Source organism: Sciscionella sediminilitoris (assembly GCF_000737195.2).
In the GTDB taxonomy this organism is placed as follows: Bacteria; Actinomycetota; Actinomycetes; order Mycobacteriales; family Pseudonocardiaceae; genus Sciscionella; species Sciscionella sediminilitoris.
On the sequence record NZ_JALM01000102.1, the window covers coordinates 34204 to 49893 of the forward strand.

Annotated in this window: 17 protein-coding genes; 11 read left to right on the forward strand and 6 right to left on the reverse strand. The window is 67.6% G+C overall.

Annotated features, from left to right (window positions below; translation table 11 throughout):
- The first annotated feature begins 543 nt into the window (after positions 1 to 543).
- The 6 genes from AD72_RS30630 to AD72_RS30655 all read left to right on the forward strand — a co-directional run bounded on the left by AD72_RS30630 (position 544) and on the right by AD72_RS30655 (position 6609).
- Positions 544 to 1902 carry an MFS transporter gene (locus tag AD72_RS30630; RefSeq protein WP_031470119.1) on the forward strand — a complete coding sequence of 453 codons (1359 nt, stop codon included), beginning with the start codon at positions 544 to 546 and terminating at the stop codon, positions 1900 to 1902.
- 205 nt (positions 1903 to 2107) lie between these two features.
- Positions 2108 to 3550 (forward strand): MFS transporter, encoded by a 1443-nt coding sequence (locus AD72_RS30635; protein WP_051899185.1) that lies wholly within the window; start codon positions 2108 to 2110, stop codon positions 3548 to 3550.
- 142 nt (positions 3551 to 3692) lie between these two features.
- On the forward strand, positions 3693 to 4664 hold the full coding sequence (locus AD72_RS30640; protein WP_051899186.1) for a thiamine pyrophosphate-dependent dehydrogenase E1 component subunit alpha: 972 nt from the start codon (positions 3693 to 3695) through the stop codon (positions 4662 to 4664).
- Complete coding sequence (locus tag AD72_RS30645; protein WP_031470122.1) at positions 4657 to 5646, forward strand: alpha-ketoacid dehydrogenase subunit beta; 990 nt, start codon at positions 4657 to 4659, stop codon at positions 5644 to 5646. Before AD72_RS30640 ends, AD72_RS30645 begins: the two co-directional genes overlap by 8 nt.
- Positions 5639 to 5962 (forward strand): biotin/lipoyl-containing protein, encoded by a 324-nt coding sequence (locus AD72_RS30650; protein WP_031470123.1) that lies wholly within the window; start codon positions 5639 to 5641, stop codon positions 5960 to 5962. The genes AD72_RS30645 and AD72_RS30650 overlap by 8 nt, the downstream gene beginning before the upstream one ends.
- A gap of 2 nt (positions 5963 to 5964) precedes the next feature.
- The gene (locus tag AD72_RS30655) at positions 5965 to 6609 is read left to right on the forward strand and encodes an alpha/beta fold hydrolase (protein ID WP_031470124.1); all 645 of its coding nucleotides are present in this window, start codon (positions 5965 to 5967) and stop codon (positions 6607 to 6609) included.
- Positions 6610 to 6635: 26 nt separating this feature from the next.
- Here AD72_RS30655 and AD72_RS30660 read toward each other — a convergent pair whose 3' ends face one another.
- The 6 genes from AD72_RS30660 to AD72_RS30685 form a co-directional block, all read right to left on the reverse strand.
- A complete protein-coding gene (locus AD72_RS30660) occupies positions 6636 to 7298 on the reverse strand; it encodes an NAD(P)H-dependent oxidoreductase (RefSeq protein ID WP_031470125.1) in 663 nt (220 codons plus the stop codon).
- Between the two features lie 77 nt (positions 7299 to 7375).
- Positions 7376 to 7900, reverse strand: a complete 525-nt coding sequence (locus AD72_RS30665) for a TetR/AcrR family transcriptional regulator (RefSeq protein ID WP_031470126.1) — start codon at positions 7898 to 7900, stop codon at positions 7376 to 7378.
- Between the two features lie 48 nt (positions 7901 to 7948).
- Positions 7949 to 8908, reverse strand: a complete 960-nt coding sequence (locus tag AD72_RS30670; protein ID WP_031470127.1) for an aldo/keto reductase — start codon at positions 8906 to 8908, stop codon at positions 7949 to 7951.
- Between the two features lie 74 nt (positions 8909 to 8982).
- Positions 8983 to 9408, reverse strand: a complete 426-nt coding sequence (locus tag AD72_RS30675; RefSeq protein WP_231645058.1) for a VOC family protein — start codon at positions 9406 to 9408, stop codon at positions 8983 to 8985.
- Positions 9409 to 9445: 37 nt separating this feature from the next.
- The gene (locus tag AD72_RS30680; RefSeq protein WP_031470129.1) at positions 9446 to 10051 is read right to left on the reverse strand and encodes a response regulator transcription factor; all 606 of its coding nucleotides are present in this window, start codon (positions 10049 to 10051) and stop codon (positions 9446 to 9448) included.
- Positions 10048 to 11229 (reverse strand): sensor histidine kinase, encoded by a 1182-nt coding sequence (locus AD72_RS30685; RefSeq protein ID WP_051899187.1) that lies wholly within the window; start codon positions 11227 to 11229, stop codon positions 10048 to 10050. Before AD72_RS30685 ends, AD72_RS30680 begins: the two co-directional genes overlap by 4 nt.
- A gap of 114 nt (positions 11230 to 11343) precedes the next feature.
- Here AD72_RS30685 and AD72_RS30690 point away from each other — a divergent pair, with 114 nt between their 5' ends.
- The 5 genes from AD72_RS30690 to AD72_RS30710 all read left to right on the forward strand — a co-directional run bounded on the left by AD72_RS30690 (position 11344) and on the right by AD72_RS30710 (position 15522).
- The gene (locus AD72_RS30690) at positions 11344 to 12279 is read left to right on the forward strand and encodes an ABC transporter ATP-binding protein (protein ID WP_031470131.1); all 936 of its coding nucleotides are present in this window, start codon (positions 11344 to 11346) and stop codon (positions 12277 to 12279) included.
- 3 nt (positions 12280 to 12282) lie between these two features.
- Entirely contained in the window at positions 12283 to 13023 is a 741-nt protein-coding gene (locus AD72_RS30695; RefSeq protein ID WP_031470132.1) for an ABC transporter permease, read from the forward strand.
- Positions 13024 to 13173: 150 nt separating this feature from the next.
- Positions 13174 to 13557, forward strand: coding sequence for an SgcJ/EcaC family oxidoreductase (locus tag AD72_RS30700; protein WP_031470133.1), 384 nt, complete (start codon positions 13174 to 13176; stop codon positions 13555 to 13557).
- Positions 13554 to 14009: a hypothetical protein gene (locus AD72_RS30705; protein ID WP_031470134.1), complete on the forward strand. Its 456-nt coding sequence runs from the start codon at positions 13554 to 13556 to the stop codon at positions 14007 to 14009. Before AD72_RS30700 ends, AD72_RS30705 begins: the two co-directional genes overlap by 4 nt.
- Before the next feature lie 61 nt (positions 14010 to 14070).
- Positions 14071 to 15522 carry an alpha/beta hydrolase gene (locus tag AD72_RS30710; RefSeq protein WP_031470135.1) on the forward strand — a complete coding sequence of 484 codons (1452 nt, stop codon included), beginning with the start codon at positions 14071 to 14073 and terminating at the stop codon, positions 15520 to 15522.
- The last annotated feature ends 168 nt before the right edge of the window (positions 15523 to 15690 follow it).

A 15690-nucleotide genomic window follows, 5' to 3' on the forward strand; every position in this document is an offset into this window, starting at 1 on the left:
CGCATGCGACCTGCATTCTCCGGTGAGCGATGGGAGAACGATTCTGATCCTGTGCACGATGGCGATCGATGGAATGCGGATCCTTCGACGAGCGGGGCCGCGGCTCCGTACGGCCGGGGCTGGCGCTCCTCAGTGGCCGGGGTGGTGATCACCGTGCCTTCGACCGCATGATGCCTGCCTTGGTCGCCGCCGAGTATCGCGTGATCCGCGTGAACTGGCGGGCGCACGGGCCGGACCGTACGCCTGTCGGCGAGCTCGGCGCGGAGGATCCTGGGTGTTCCGCCTGCGTCCCAACCTTGACAGGATGGATAAGACGTTTTATAACGTATTATCACTGCGGATGCGAGAGGCGCCCCGCCCGACGAATCGGAGACGCCGTGCCCGACGAGAACCCGGTGACCGTGGTCGCCTGCTTCACCCCCGCCCCCTGAGCACGCCGAACAACTACGGAAACTGCTCGAGGGCGATGTCACCGCGCCGTGTCCGGTCGACGTGCGCGACTGACCACCCGGACATCGCCCCTACCGCTCAAAGGAGAGCACTATGTCCGACCTGGAAAGCGGTGTACAACCGCTCAACACCCGCGCTCGCCCCGGGCCCCTGCGCACCATCGACAAGTCCAGCCGTCGTGCACTCCTCGCCTCGTGGCTGGGATGGACGTTCGACGGATTCGAGACCTACGCGCTCGTCCTGGCGGGCCCGGTTGCCGTCCGGAGCGTAGAAACCGGCGGGCTGGAACAGCTGTCCGCCTACGTTGGCGCACTGGTCGCCGCGACGCTGCTGGGCTGGGCCCTCGGCGGGATCGTCGCCGGGTTCGCCGCCGACTACCTCGGCCGACGGCGCACCCTGATGATCTCCATCCTCTGGTACGCGTTGTTCACCGGCCTCACCGCGGTCGCGGGCGACTACTGGTGGTTGCTCGCCCTGCGGTTCATCACCGGCATGGGGCTGGGCGCCGAATGGGGCAGCGCGACGGCACTCATCGGCGAGCTGTGGCCGGACCGGTCCCGCGGACGAGCCGCCGCCGTGCTGCAATCCGGGTTCGGCATCGGCGCCATGGTCGCCGCCCTGGCCTGGTTCCTCCTGCAGCCAGTGGGGAGCGAGGCCTGGCGGTACCTGTTCCTGATCGGCGTACTGCCCGCACTGGTCGTGTTGTACGTGCGCCGGGCCGTGCAAGATCCGCAGATGTGGACGGAGATCCGCGACCGCAGGCGTCAGGCCAAGGCCGCGGCGGCAGGCGGCGGCCAGCTCAGCGCGCAAGACCGTGCGTCCCTGCGGTCTCCGTTCACCGCGGTGTTCAGCCAGCCGCACCTGCGCCAGCGGGCCCTGCGGCTGCTCCTGATCACCGTCGTATCCGTCATCGGCCTCTACAGCGTGTCGGCCTGGATCCCGCAGTTCACCGGTCAGCTGGCTACGCGAGCGGGGCAGTCCGGCGAAACCTGGGCAGCGAACGCGGGTCTGGTGTTCAACGCCGCATCCGTTCCCGGGTACCTGCTTCTGGGTTACCTTGCCGACAAGTGGGGCCGCAAGCCCACCATGCTGCTGTACTACGCGGGATCGGCGTTGATCATCCCGATCTTCTTCTTCGCCATCCCGACGCCCGGAATCGCCCTCGTTGCCGCGGGCATCGCCGGATTCTTCGTCCTGGGACAGTTCGCGTGGATGCCGATCTACATGCCGGAACTGTTCCCCACGACGGGACGGGCAACCGCGATCTCCACGGTGTTCAACTCCGCCCGGATCGCAGGCTCGCTCGTCACACTCGCCACCGGCCTGCTCATCAGCCTGCTCGGTGGCATATCCACCGCGGCGACGATCATCGGCCTCGCGTCGTATGTCATCGCGCTCTGCGTGATCTGGTTCGTGGGACCGGAAACGAAGGGACAACCCCTCCCTCGCTGAGTACGAACCGCCGAACAGCGGACGAACCCGCGGCGTGCCAAGGAAATGATCGATCGGCCGTGGAAGTGGACCGCCGGGACGGCCGGTTTCCGGTCAGGATGAGCGGGCCGGGATCGGTGCTACCATGCGGATCCAGGGAGTTTCCGGGCGTTACCGAGAATGCGGGTGCGGCAGAGATGCTTGTGGTGATCGGTCGAGCGAACCCATGACCGTGCGCATGGGAACCGCCGCGGGACGGTGGGTGCTGGCGGCGACCATCGCGGGATCCGGGTTGGCGATGCTGGACGGCACGGTCGTGAACATCGCGCTGGAGAGCATCGGGAGGGAGTTCCACGCGAGTTTCGGTGCCCTGCAGTGGACGGTGAACGCCTACACCTTGACGCTCGCCGCGCTGATCCTGCTCGGCGGCTCGCTCGGTGACCGATACGGGCGCAGGCGGGTGTTCCTGATCGGTGTCGCGGTGTTCACCGCGGCATCGGTGCTGTGCGCGTTCAGTCCGAATGCGGGACTGCTCATCGCGGCGCGCGCGGTCCAGGGCATCGGCGGGGCATTGCTCACTCCGGGCAGTCTCGCGATCATCTCCAGTTCGTTCGAGGGCCAGGACCGTGCGCGAGCGGTCGGTGCCTGGTCCGGGCTGGGCGGGATCGCCGGGGCGGTCGGGCCGTTCCTCGGCGGCTGGCTGGTGGAATGGGACTGGCGGGCGGTGTTCCTGATCAACGTGCCGATCGCCGCGCTGATCATCGTGCTGACCCTGCGCCACGTTCCGGAGACGGTGAACACGCAGGCGCCTCGCGGGATCGATGTCGCGGGGGCGGTGCTGACCGCGCTGGGGCTCGCCGGGGTGACCTACGCGCTGACCTCGGCCGGGAGCGGCGGTTCCGTTGCGGTACTGGTGTGCGCGGCGCTGGGGGTGGTGGCGCTGGTGGCCTTCCTCGCGGTTGAGCACCGCACCAGCCATCCGCTCGTTCCGCTGAACATCTTCCGCGATCGCACGTTCTCCGCCACGAACCTGGTCACCCTGCTGGTGTACGGGGCGCTCGGAGTGTTCTTCTTTCTGCTGGTACTGGAATTGCAGACGGTGAGCGGGTTCTCCCCGCTCGCGGCGGGCACCTCGATGCTGCCGGTCACCGCGCTGATGTTGTTGCTGTCCGCGCGTTCCGGGGCGCTGGCCGCGCGGATCGGGCCGCGGATCCAGATGACGGTCGGCCCGCTGATCGCCGCGTGCGGTTTTCTGCTGTGCCTGCGTATCGGGCCGGAGGCGAGATACCTCACCGACGTACTGCCTGCCGTGGTCGTGCTCGGGCTCGGGCTTTCCGCGACGGTCGCCCCACTGACCTCGACCGCACTCGCCACCGCGCCCGATCGGCTCGCCGGGACCGCTTCCGGTGTGAACAACGCTATCGCCCGCTCCGCCGGTCTGCTCGCCGTCGCGGTGATCCCTGCGGTCACCGGGATAACACGGAGCTACACCGATCCTGCGCTGTTCAACTCGGGTTATCACATGGCGATGCTGATCAGCGCTGGCTTGCTGGTGCTCGCCGGGCTCATCTCCGCGCTGCTGGTGCCCGGAAGGCTGCCCCGCTCGCGCGATTCGCACAGCTACGGCTGCCCGGTGAACGAACCACAGATCCGCGCGAACGAGAACTGACGCCCCACAGCGAGTATGCCCGGACTCGGCGGCTGGGCAATATGTATAGCGAACGAGGCCTCGGATCGGTCAGATCGTGCAGACTGATCAGTCAATATGATGCTACTTGCATAGCTTGACGGTGGATGGGCACTCTTCCGGCATGCCTGTAGCTGATCTCCGCGCACTGCACCGGTCCCTACTGGTGACGCGACGCCTCGATGACGAGGCCATCGCGTTGCAGCGGCAGGGCGTTCTGCCCGCCTACACACCGGTGCGAGGGCAAGAGGCCGCACAGGTGGGCAGTGCCGCTGCTCTCGATCTCGGCTGTGACTTCGCTTTTCCTGGTTACCGTGATCTCGGTGCGGCGGTCGCCATGGGGGTCGATCTCGTCGCTTACCTGGCCACGCATCTGAACATTTGGCATGGCGGGCTCTACGATCCGAAGGCTTCGCGCCTGGCGCCGTTCAACGCGGTCGTCGGCGGGCCGGTGACGCATGCCGTGGGCTGGGCGATGGGGGCGAAGCTGGACGAGACCGACGGGGTGGCGATCGTGTACTTCGGCGATGGCGCCAGTTCGCAGGGCGATGTGCACGAGGCGATGAACTTCGCCGGTGTGTACCGGCTGCCGGTGGTGTTCTTCTGCCAGAACAACGGCTGGGCGATTTCGTTGCCGACCGAACGGCAGGTTGCCGGCGGGTCGGTCGCTGCTCGTGCCGCGGGGTACGGAATCGAGGGGCACCGCGTGGACGGAAACGATGTGGTCGCGGTGTTCGAGGCGACCCGCACTGCGTTGGACCGGGCCCGCAACGGTGGCGGGGCGACGGTGATCGAGGCGATGACGTATCGGATGGGACCACACTCCACTTCGGACGATCCCGGCCGCTACCGGACACCGGAACAGGAGCAGGTCTGGGCCGAACGGGATCCGCTCTCCGTCGCCGGGAAACAGCTCACGGCCGAAGAACTCGCCACGGCCGAGGAGCACGCCGCCGCCGTGGTACGTGAGGTCCGGGAAGGTCTGCTCGCATTGCAGCCCCCTCCGGTCGAGGAGCTGTTCTCGTTCGTCTACCGCGAGCCCACCGCGGCCCTGTCGGAGCAGCAGCTGGCGTGGAAGGTGGCTCTCGATGCCTGAGCTTTCCCTGCAGCAGGCCATCAATCTGGCGCTGTGCCATGCGTGCGAGGACGACGACCGGGTACTGGTGTTCGGGCAGGACGTCGGCACACTCGGCGGTGTGTTCCGGGTGACCGCCGGACTACAGGATAAGTTCGGCGAGCACCGTGTTTTCGACACGCCACTCGCCGAGTCCGCGATCGTGGGTATGGCGGTCGGGCTGGCCATGCACGGCTGGCGCCCGGTGCCGGAAATCCAGTTCGACGGCTTCAGCTATCCGGCGATCGATCAGATCGTGAATCAGGTGGCGCGCATGCACTATCGCAGCCGGGGTGTGCTGAACATGCCGATCACCTTGCGCCTGCCCAGTTTCGGAGGGATCCGTGCCCCGGAGCACCACGGTGAGAGCCTGGAGGCGCTGTTCGCGCACGTGCCCGGCCTGAAGGTGGTCTCCCCGTCTGCACCGTCGGAGGGGTATCACCTGTTGCGGCAGGCGATCGCCGATCCCGACCCGGTGGTCTTCATGGAGCCCAAGTCCCGCTACTGGCACCGGGAATCCTTTGACCCCACCGAATCGGTCCCGCCGATGCCGCCGGGCACGAGCCGGATCGTACGCGAGGGACGGCACGTCACGCTGGTCGCGTGGGGCGCGATGGTTGCCCATTGCCTGCAGGTCGCTGAGCTCGCTGCCGAGGATGGTGTCGAGCTGGAGGTCATGGACCTGCGTTGGCTCAAACCGATCGACGCCGCCGGCCTGGCCGCCTCCGTCGCGAAGACCCGCCGCGCGGTCGTGGTCCATGAGGCTCCGTTGACCGCCGGTCTGGGTGCCGAGGTCGCCGCACTGGTCACCGAACGATGCTTCGCCGACCTGCGTGCGCCCGTTCAACGGGTCACCGGCTTCGACGTGCCCTATCCCTCCGGCGCGCTGGAGCAGGAGTATTTACCCAGCGCCGACCGCATTCTGACCGCCGTCCAGAACACCTTGGAGTACCGTCGTGTCTGAAGTGACTTTTCCGCTGCCGGACCTCGGGGAGGGGCTGATCAGCGCCCGCGTGTTGGAGTGGCTGGTCGTCGAGGGGGAGTGGGTGGAACACAACGCGCCGCTGGTCGAGCTCGAGACGACCAAGTCGGCGGTGGAGATCCCCTCGCCGCAGTCCGGCCGGGTCGCACGCCTGCACGTCGGCGAAGACGAGGAGTTGTCGGTAGGGGAACCACTGGTCACATTCACCGTCTCCGATGAGCACGCGGGGATCGTCGGGACCGTTCCGAAACAGGAGAAGCCGCAGCGGCGCGTCCGGCTGACCCTGCCTGAGGATTGAGCATGTTCGCCACTTCCTGGGACGGCATGAAGATCTGGTACGACGCGACATCCGGGCCCGCTCCGGTGCTCCTGATCCACGGGTTCGCGTCGGACAGTGCGAACACCTGGGTGCGTACCGGTTGGGTGCGCGCGCTGAGCGACCGCGGGCACGTTCTGGTCGACTTGCGTGGGCACGGGCACAGCGACATGTCCGAGTCCGGGTACTCGCCGGATGCACTGGCGCGGGACGTACTGGCGGTACTGGACGAGGCCGGAGTGTCCACAGTAGACGTCGTGACCTACTCGATGGGCGGCCTGATCGGCTGGGAGCTGGCGCGGCTTTCCTCCGGACGGGTGCGCCGACTGGTGCTCGGTGGCATCGGTGGTCGCGCCGCCGACCGCGGTTCGATGCGGCGCGTGGCAGAGACGTTGTCCGCGAGCGATCTGGACGCATGCATCGAGGGGATCGCGGGCCATCGACTCGATGGCCCGGCCCCGGTCCCGGTGCTCTTCGCCGCGGGGGAGCAGGACGACATCGCTTCGGACGCACCGGAATACGCCGCAGAACTCGGCGCACCGTTCGTCTCCCTCGATCGGCGCAACCACTTCAATGCCGTGTCCGCCAGCCGGTTCAAGAAGGCGGCGGCCGAGTTCCTCGAGCACTGAGGTTCGTGTTGCCCGACCGTTTCCAGTCAGCCGGCCAGCTTGCGCAGATGCTCCTGCTTGGCGTTCCGCGGTTCGCGGTCGGGTGAGAGGAACGCTGCGCCGAGCTCGCGGGCCTGTTGCAAACCAGCGGTGCGATTCGGCGCGTTGTGCTCACCCTCGACGTCGTAGATCACGTGGCTCTCGACGTCGTTGATGCCGCAGTAGGCGAAGACGCCTACATCGAGCTGAGTGCGCATCGCATCGTCATACCCGTACTTGTCGTACGTGCGCTTCTTGGACCCGCCGATACCGATCAGCATCGTCGGGATGCTGGGGAGTAGTGCGTTGAGGGGTTGCTTTCCACGGTCGTTCACGCCAGCGCCGTACTGATAGGCCCAACCGCCGGTGAAAACCCGCTCGATCCAGCCCTTCATCATCGCCGGCATTCCCCACCAGTAGACCGGGAAGGCGAAGGCCAGCCGGTCCGCTGCCTCGACCCGGCGATGCATCTCGGCGATTCCCGCGGGGATCGGGCCACCCCAGAAGTGCGCATGATCCGCCTCGGTGAAACGAGGATCGAAGCCTTCCTGGTGCAGATCGAGCAGGTCGATGGAGTGCCCGGCTCGACGGAACGGTTCATGGAAAGCACCCAGGACCGCTGCCGGGTATTTATCGGCGAAGGGATGGGAAAAGACGGTGAACAAGTGCATTCGTGGTGACTCCGATCTTGCTTGTCTCGTTCGTGGTGGCTGCGATGTGCGCCGACACCGGCACGGGGTGAACGCGGCTATCGCGCCTGCCGTATCAGGGACAGGGACGCGTTCCTGGCGGCAGCGATCGCCCGGGTGCCGAGATAGGAGGCCGCCGAGGTCGCGCCTTCGAAGAGGACCAGGAGCTGCTCGGCCAGCTCCTCGTCGGGGCGGCCGAGCTCATCGACGATGACGCGGCGAGTCAGCTCCCGCAGGCGCCCGCGATACTCGGCGACGACGGCCGAGACTTCAGGGGGCTGGCCGCCGGTCTCGCCCTCTGCGCGCAGAAACAGGCAGCCTCTCGCCCCCTCGGCGGCAGTCCAGTCGTCAAGAGCCTCGAACAGCGCCGCCACGCCGTGGACGTCGAACCGCTCGAAGAACCGCGCCATCCGCGACTCCAGCACGGCAGCCATCAACCCGGCCTTGCTGCCCAGGTGCTTGTACAGCGTCCGGGTGGACACGCCCGCCGCCTCGGTCAGCAGGTCCATCCCCGTCGCGGCGAACCCGTGATGATCGAAGACCCGCTCAGCGTTGGAGACGATCTCTGCTCGCGTGGTAGGCATGCACCCACGGTACAACGATCGTTTTACACAGGCAAGGCGCGCCGCCGGTCAGGACGAGGCGGAGGTGAGCGTGTGCAACTCGGCGTCCGAGAGGTGCAGGTCGTGGGCGGCGAGCAGGGCGGGCAACTGCTCGACGGTGCGCGCGGAGGCGATCGGCGCGGTCACCGTCGGCTGCTGCCCGAGCCAGGCCAGCGCCACGGTGGCCATCTGCACTCCGCGGGCGGTGGCGACCTGGGCCAGCGCGTCGAGCACCCGCGCGCCGCGTTCGGTGTCCGCGTAGCCGCCCGCCAGCCCGGGCAGGTTGCGTACGTTCTCGACGGTCTGGCCCGGACGGTACTTGCCGGTGAGGAACCCCGAGGCGAGCGCGAAGTACGGCACGCACGAGAGCCCCTCGCGCTGCACGATGTCGCGCCGCGCGCCTTCGTAGGTGTCCCGCGATATGAGGTTGTACTGCGGCTGGAGCGCCACGTAGCCAGCGGTGCCCGCGCGGTCGGCGAAGGCCAGTGATGCGGCGAGCCGCTCGGGGCTGATGTTGGAGGCGCCGATGGCGCGCACCTTGCCCGCCTGCACGAGTTCGTCCAGTGTGCCGATGATGTCTTCGACCGGAATGGACTCGTCCCGGTCGAAGTGGGTGTAGTACAGGTCGATGTGGTCGGTGCGCAGCCGCCGCAGCGACTCATCGGCGGCGGCCTTGATGGTGGCGGGGGCGAGGCCGAGGTAGTCCGGGTGGTCGCCGACCTTGGTCGCCAGGACCACGTCATCGCGGTTGCCGCGGCTGGCGAGCCAGTCGCCGATGATGGTCTCGGACTGGCCGGGTTCATTGCCCTGTTCCGGGAAATAGTTCATGTACGAGTCGGCGGTGTCGACGAAATTGCCGCCCCCGGCGAGGTAGGCGTCCAGCACCGCGAAGGACTGGGCCTGGTCGGCGGTCCAGCCGAAGACGTTGCCGCCCAGGCAAAGGGGCGAGACGAGCAGGTCGGACGAGCCGAGACGGCGAAGTTCAGTCATGGTGTTCTCAACGCGCGCGGTGCCCGGGATAGTTCCAGCGCGGGCAGTCCCGGTGCGATTCGGAGTGGGAGCGCCTAGGTGGGGCGGCCTCCGGCGCGTTCCCATTGGGCCTTGTTCCACTCGACATATTCGATCTGGACGCCACCGGGTAGTTCGGCGGTCAGGTTTCTGCCGGTGGGAACGGCCTGCGGGCCACGCACGATCCGCGCTCCGGTCTGGTCGAGCACCTTCTGGCAGTCGTCGAGGTCGTCGACGATCAGTGTGGCCACCGTTGCCCGGTACGGTTCCAGTGTTCGCTTCTCACCTGCCACGACCAGAACGCGGCCGACCGTAGCCAGCTCCAGCCCGTTCGGCACCGTGAAGCGGGTTCCGATCGGCTCGCCCGTAACCGCGGTAAGGGAAGCCAATGCCGCATCCAGGTCGTCGACATAGGCGCGGGCGTAGGTGCGGAGGATACGCATGATCAGAACAAACCGCGCGGCGATGCCGGTATTCCGCATGCCTTTCCCTGATTCCGGTCCGGCGTCCGGATCAGGCTCACAGCCAGCCGTGTTCGCGGGCGTGTGCTGCTGCTTCGGTGCGGGTGCGGGCTTGGAGTTTGCGCATGGCCGAGGAGAGGTAATTGCGGACGGTGCCGGGGGAGAGGTGTACTGCCGCGGCGATGTCGTCGGCGGTGCTTGCGGGGCCGACCTGGCGTAGTACGTCGAGTTCGCGGTCGGTGAGCGGGCAGTTGGCGTTGTCGAGTGCCGTGGCGGCGAGTTCGGGGTCGACGTAGCGCCCGCCGTCGTGCACGGTGCGGATCACTTGGGCGAGTGTCGCGGCCGGGGTGTTCTTGGTGACGAAACCCATTGCCTTGGCGGCGAGGGCGCGCCGGAGTACGCCGGGACGGGCGTGGCGGGTGAGGATGACGCAGCGGGTTCCGGGGTGGTGGGTGGCGACGTGTTCGGCGACCTGCGCGCCGTCGAGTCCGGGCATTTCGATGTCGAGTACCGCGATATCGGGCCGGTGGGCGCGGATGGCCTCGAGTGCTTCCTCGCCGGTGGCCGCCTGGCCCACGACGGTGAGGTCTTCTTCCATGCCGAGCAGGGTGGCGACCGCGCTGCGGGTGAGGTGTTCGTCTTCGGCGAGGATGAGGCGGATCATGTGTGCACCGGTAGTTCGGCGTGGACGGTGAAGGTGCCCTCGTGTCCCGGTCCCGCGGTCAGTCGTCCGCGCCGTTCGTTCAGATAGCGCCGTAGCCCGGCAAGGCCGGTGCCTTCGGTGTCCGGTCCGCTTTCGGTGGCGGGTACGCCGTCGTTGGTCACGCGTAGTTCGGCGATATCGGTGTCATAGCCGAGGAGCACCGAGCAGTGGGCGGCGTTGCTGTGCCGCAGCAGGTTGGTCATCGCCTCGCGCAGTACCCGCCCGAGGATGTCCTGGCTTTCCTCGGGCAGTTGTGCCGGGTCGCCGGTGACCGAAAGCTCGATATCGGCGGAGCCGAGTGTCGCCTGGGCTCCGGCGAGTTCCGCGGTGAGGGTGGTGCTGCGCCGGTCTCTGCTCAGGGCGCGTACTTCGCTCATCGCATCGCGGGCCACGCGCGCCACCTCGTCGATTTCGCCGCGTGCCCGCACGGCCTCGGCGGGCAGGAGTTTACCGGCGAGTTCGCTCTTGAAGGCGACGACCTCCAGTGCGTGGCCGAGGATGTCGTGCAGGTCGTCGGCGAGCCGGAGCCGTTCCCGTGCGGTGGCGAGTTCGATGGCCATTCGCCGGGAAGTGTCCAGGGTGTTCATCGAACCCAGCCAGTAGACACGGTTGAAGCTGGCCGTCCACAGCACGGCCATATAGGCGGCGGCGATCGCCGCGCTGGCCCAGTTCGGTCCGCCACCGGGTGGCTGGGGCGCCAGGAGCACGCCGATACCGAATGCGGCCAGGACGGCACCGGTCACCGAGGCGATGACGGTCCGCCGGTCACGGCGGGTCAGGCTGTCGCCGAGCAGCAGCGCGGGACCGAACGCCCAGATGGAACCGAGCGGGCTGCTGAACATCCCCAGGCAGAGCAAGCTCGTCCCCAGTATCGCCGCGAGGACGAGATATCCCTGTGGCGGGCGGGTTTTCGGGTGCCGCAGGCTACGGCGGAACCACCAGGAATGCAGTGCCAGCACACCGAGATCCAGGAGTATCAGGGGCACTGCGAAGGCGATTCCCGGCCAGTACAGCATCAGGAACACGATCGGCAGCCCGGCGGCGATCGAACCGGTCATCGCCACGAAAATGATCACCATTCTCCGGCGTGCCGCGGGCAGCGCCGGATCCTCGGCGTCGGTGGCTGCTGCGATGGTCACCGGGCAAGGCTATCGCCGGTCCACCCGCCGTGGGACAGGTTGATGACAGCTGTCATCTGTACTGATGACGCCGACGACTACCCCGGATTTCCGTGGACCGCGAGGCTTGAGGGCATGACACAGGCACCGACCGGTTCCGTGGTCGAGATCCGCGGCTTGCGCTGCCACTACGGCGCCTACGAGGCGGTGCGGGGCGTCGACCTGCAGGTGCGGCGGGGCGAGGTGTTCGCCCTGCTGGGCACCAATGGCGCGGGCAAGACCACCACACTCGAGGTGCTCAGCGGCTTCCATGCGCGCACGGGCGGAACGGTGTCCGTGCTCGGTGTCGACCCCGCGTCCGGGATGCCCGAGCTACGCGCCCGGATGGGCATCATGCAGCAGGAAGGCGGGTTCATCGCCGAGCTTTCGGTCGCCGAGACACTGCGGCTCTGGCAGCGACTGACCAGCAGACCCGATGATCCCGAACGGCTGCTCGCCCGGTTCGATCTCGCCGAGCGCGCCGCGGTACGGGTCGCGAAACTCTCCGGAGGCGAGCGCCGCAGGCTGGACCTCGCACTGGCCGTGTGGGGCAGCCCCGAACTGGTCATCCTGGACGAACCCACCACCGGCCTGGACCCCGAATCACGGCGCCGCAGCTGGGACGCGATCGGCGAACTCACCGAGGCGGGCCGCACGGTCATCCTCACCACGCACTATCTCGACGAGGCCGAAGCACTCGCCGATCGGCTCGCGATCATGCACCGCGGCCGGATCGCGGCCACGGGCACGCTGGCCGAGGTCATCGCCGCCCGCCCGGCCGGTTTCTCCGCGCGGATCCCCGGCGCGGCAACGCAGGAGCTGCCCGAACTCGGCGGCGCGATCACCACAGCCGTATCCGATGACGCGACCGTCATCGCGGTCTCGACCGAGGATCTGCAGGCCGATCTCACCCGCTTCCTCGGCTGGGCGGACAGCACAGGGATCCGGTTGGAGGCTCTGCGGGCCGCCCCGGCCTCGCTGGCCGAGATCTACCACAGCGTGCGTGCCGCCGACGCCGAGCAGGAGGGCTGAACCATGCTGTACGCGCTGGCCGCCACCGAACTGCGCGTTCTCTGGCGCAATCGCACGGCACTGTTCACCGCGGTACTGCTCCCACTGGCCCTCGGCATCTTCTGGCTGTACACCTTTCCCCGGCACACCCCGAGCCAGTGGGCCACGGTGATCGCGCTCCAGCTCGCCGTGGTGGCCGGCATGAGCCTCTACCTCACTGCGACGTCCACGGTCGTGGCCAGGCGGCACAACCTCGTGCTCAAGCGGCTGCGCACCAGCGAGCTCTCCGATCCGGAGCTGTTCACCGGTCTGCTGGCGCCGAGTGTGGCGACCACGCTGGCCCAGCTGATCGTGCTCGGCATCGTCGACACCATCGCGGGCGCACCGGCACCGGCCGATCCGGGGGCGCTGGCGCTGGCCGTTCTCGCGGGCCTGTCCCTGGCCGCTACCGCGGCGCTGGCAACCACGCTGATCACACCGAGCCCGGAACGCGCCAACATCACCGGGCTACCGCTGGTGTTCGTGCTCGTCATCGGTGCCATCCTGCTCACCCTCAACACCACCGGCGGATTGCCGCACATTCTGATGGCCGTCCCCGGCACCACCATCGGCAGACTCACCGCACTCGCTTATCGCGGAGATATCTGGGCGATCGGAATCGACGGTATTCCGGCCGCGCTGCCCGCGGTGGCGGCGCTGATCTTCTGGCCGGTCGTGTTCGCCTCCCTTGTCCGCAAACGATTCCGCTGGGACAACCGCAACTGAAAAACAGTGATTTCTACGATGAGCGTTGTTCAGAATTTCGTGACCACGTCGTCAGGGTGTGCCGCCCCGCGACTGCCCTCACCACGCAACCATCCCCTACCCAATCCCCACGAAAACAAACTCCGAATAATCCACGAATGGAGTTCGATCATGAGTGAAGCGAGCACGCCCGCGCAGGTGCTGGAACTGTACCGGAAAGCGTGGGACGCCGGTGACGCGTCGGCATTCGGGGAACTGTTCACCGAGGACGCTACGTATGTCATCTTCACCGGCCACGCCCTTCTCGGTCGAGAGCAGATCCGGAACAATCACCACGAGGTGTTCACGAAATGGCAGAGAGGCACCAGACTCCTCGCCGAGGCGTTGCAGACCACCATGCTCGATGGTGATACCGCCGTCATTCTCACCCAGGGCGGAATCGGCACCGGGAACATCGAGTTCGACAAATTCCAGACCTTCACGCTAGTCCGTCGCGAAGAGCGCTGGTTCATCGCCGCATTCCAGAACACCGAAATGGCAAGGAGGAAAGCATGACCGACATTCGCGTACTCCGAACCGGTGTGCCCGCCCAGTACGAAATTTCCGAGGGCGGCGAAACACTCACCACGGTCTCCGCGCGCACCGCGCAGCACGGAGGCGAACTGGAAATAGGCGGGAAGACCTACCGGCTCGAGAATTCCGCGTTCGGCTGGGACTGCCGACTGCACACCACCGACGGCCACGCCGTAGCCAGCGCCGAACGCTCCGGGGTGCGCAGCTGGAACATCACCGCCGCCGGGCGCCAGCTGCGCATCACCCGCACCGGGATCGGCACCCGGAACCTGGAACTCACCGAAGACAACGACCGGATCGGCAAGGTCCGCAGGGTCTCCCGGGGCGCCGAAGCCGAATTGCCCGGACTCGACCGCCCGGCAGCGGTGTTCATCGTGATCGTCGCGCTGGCCATGTGGCAACGCCGCCGCCGGGCCGCTGTCATCGGCCGCTGACCACGATCTCGACCCCGGGGCCGATCACCACGCCCCGCGCACAGCACAGGGAGCAATCCGCATGCCCAGAACCATGTTCCTCGCCGCCGTCGCCGTGCTGGCGGCGGCGCTCCCGGGAACCGCCCCTGCGACACCGGGTGCCCTGCACTGGGGCAGCTGTCCGGCGACGGTCACCGGGCATGGCCTGGAATGCGCGAGCCTCACCGTTCCGCTGGACTACCGGAATCCGCATGGCCGCACGATCACGATCGGGATATCGCGGCTGCCGAGCAGCAAACCGGCACAGCGGCGCGGCGTCCTGCTGACCAACCCCGGTGGACCCGATCCGGGAATGAACTATCCGGCGAAGCTGGCCGAACAAGGGCTGCCGCAGAGTGTGCGGGAGCGCTACGATGTGATCGGCTTCGACCCCAGGGGGTTCGGCAACAGCGCACCGGTGACCTGTGACCTCACCGCGGCGCAGTCGGCGACCGGCATCGTCCCGCCGTATGCCAGGAACACCGCCGATGTGCTCGAACAGGCCGCGGCGTCGAAGCGGATCGCCGGGCAGTGCGCCAGATCGAAGACCGCGTGGCTGCGTCCCTTTATCAGCACGGCCAATACCGCGCGGGACATGGACCGGATCCGGGCCGCGCTCGGTGAGCCCAGGATCTCGTTCCTCGGTGATTCCTGGGGAACCCATCTCGGCGCGGTGTACACCACGCTGTTCCCGCGCCGCGGCGACCGGATCGTGCTCGACAGCAACCTGAGCCCGGGCGGCTGGACCTATCCCTACGAACGCCTGTACGGCCAAGGCTTCCAGGACCGGTTCCCGGACTTCGCGAAATTCGCCCCGGCCAACCCGCGGTACGGTCTCGGCAGCACACCGGAACAGGTGACCGCCAAATACTTCACGCTCGCCGCCCGGCTGGACCGGAAACCGGTGGACGGGCTCGACGGGCAGAAGTTCCGGTTCACCACGTGGGCCGCGCTTTTCGGCGACCAGAGCCTGCGCCCGCTCGCCGAGATCTGGCACCGGCTGGACACCGGCCGGGCACTGCCCGCCGCCCCACCGGCGACCGGTCCCGCACCGGATCCCGACAACGAGACCTCCGGCCAGCTCTACATGACCTGCGCCGACTCACGCTGGCCCACCTCAATCCCGTCCTATGTGCGACACGTCGCGATCGACCGGATCCGATACCCGATGTTCGGAGCCGCGGGAGCCAACATTCAGCCATGCGCATTCTGGCCGAACCCGCCAGAACCACCGGTGCACATCGGTGACCGCGGCCCCTCGAACGTCCTCATGGTGCAGAACCTCCGCGATCCCGTGACCCCACTGGCCGGTGCCCGCAAACTGCGCCGGGCATTCGGGCAACGAGCCCGGATGATCACCGCCGACCAAGGCGGGCACGGCGTCTACCTGCTCAACCACAACAACTGCGCGAACAACGCCGTGACCACCTTCCTGACCACCGGAAAGCGACCGGCACACGACCACACCTGCCCGGCCGGACAACCGGCAGGATAGCGTCCGAGTTTACGGCGCCGGGTTCCGGATGAAGTCCCGGAGCAGTGTGCTCACCTCGTGTTTGGCTTCCAGGGTGATTCCGTGCCGCATGCCGGGGAGTACCTCGAGGCGGGCGTGGGGGATCTCCTCGAGGATCCGTTGTCCGTACTCGGGTTTGCCGAGTGGATC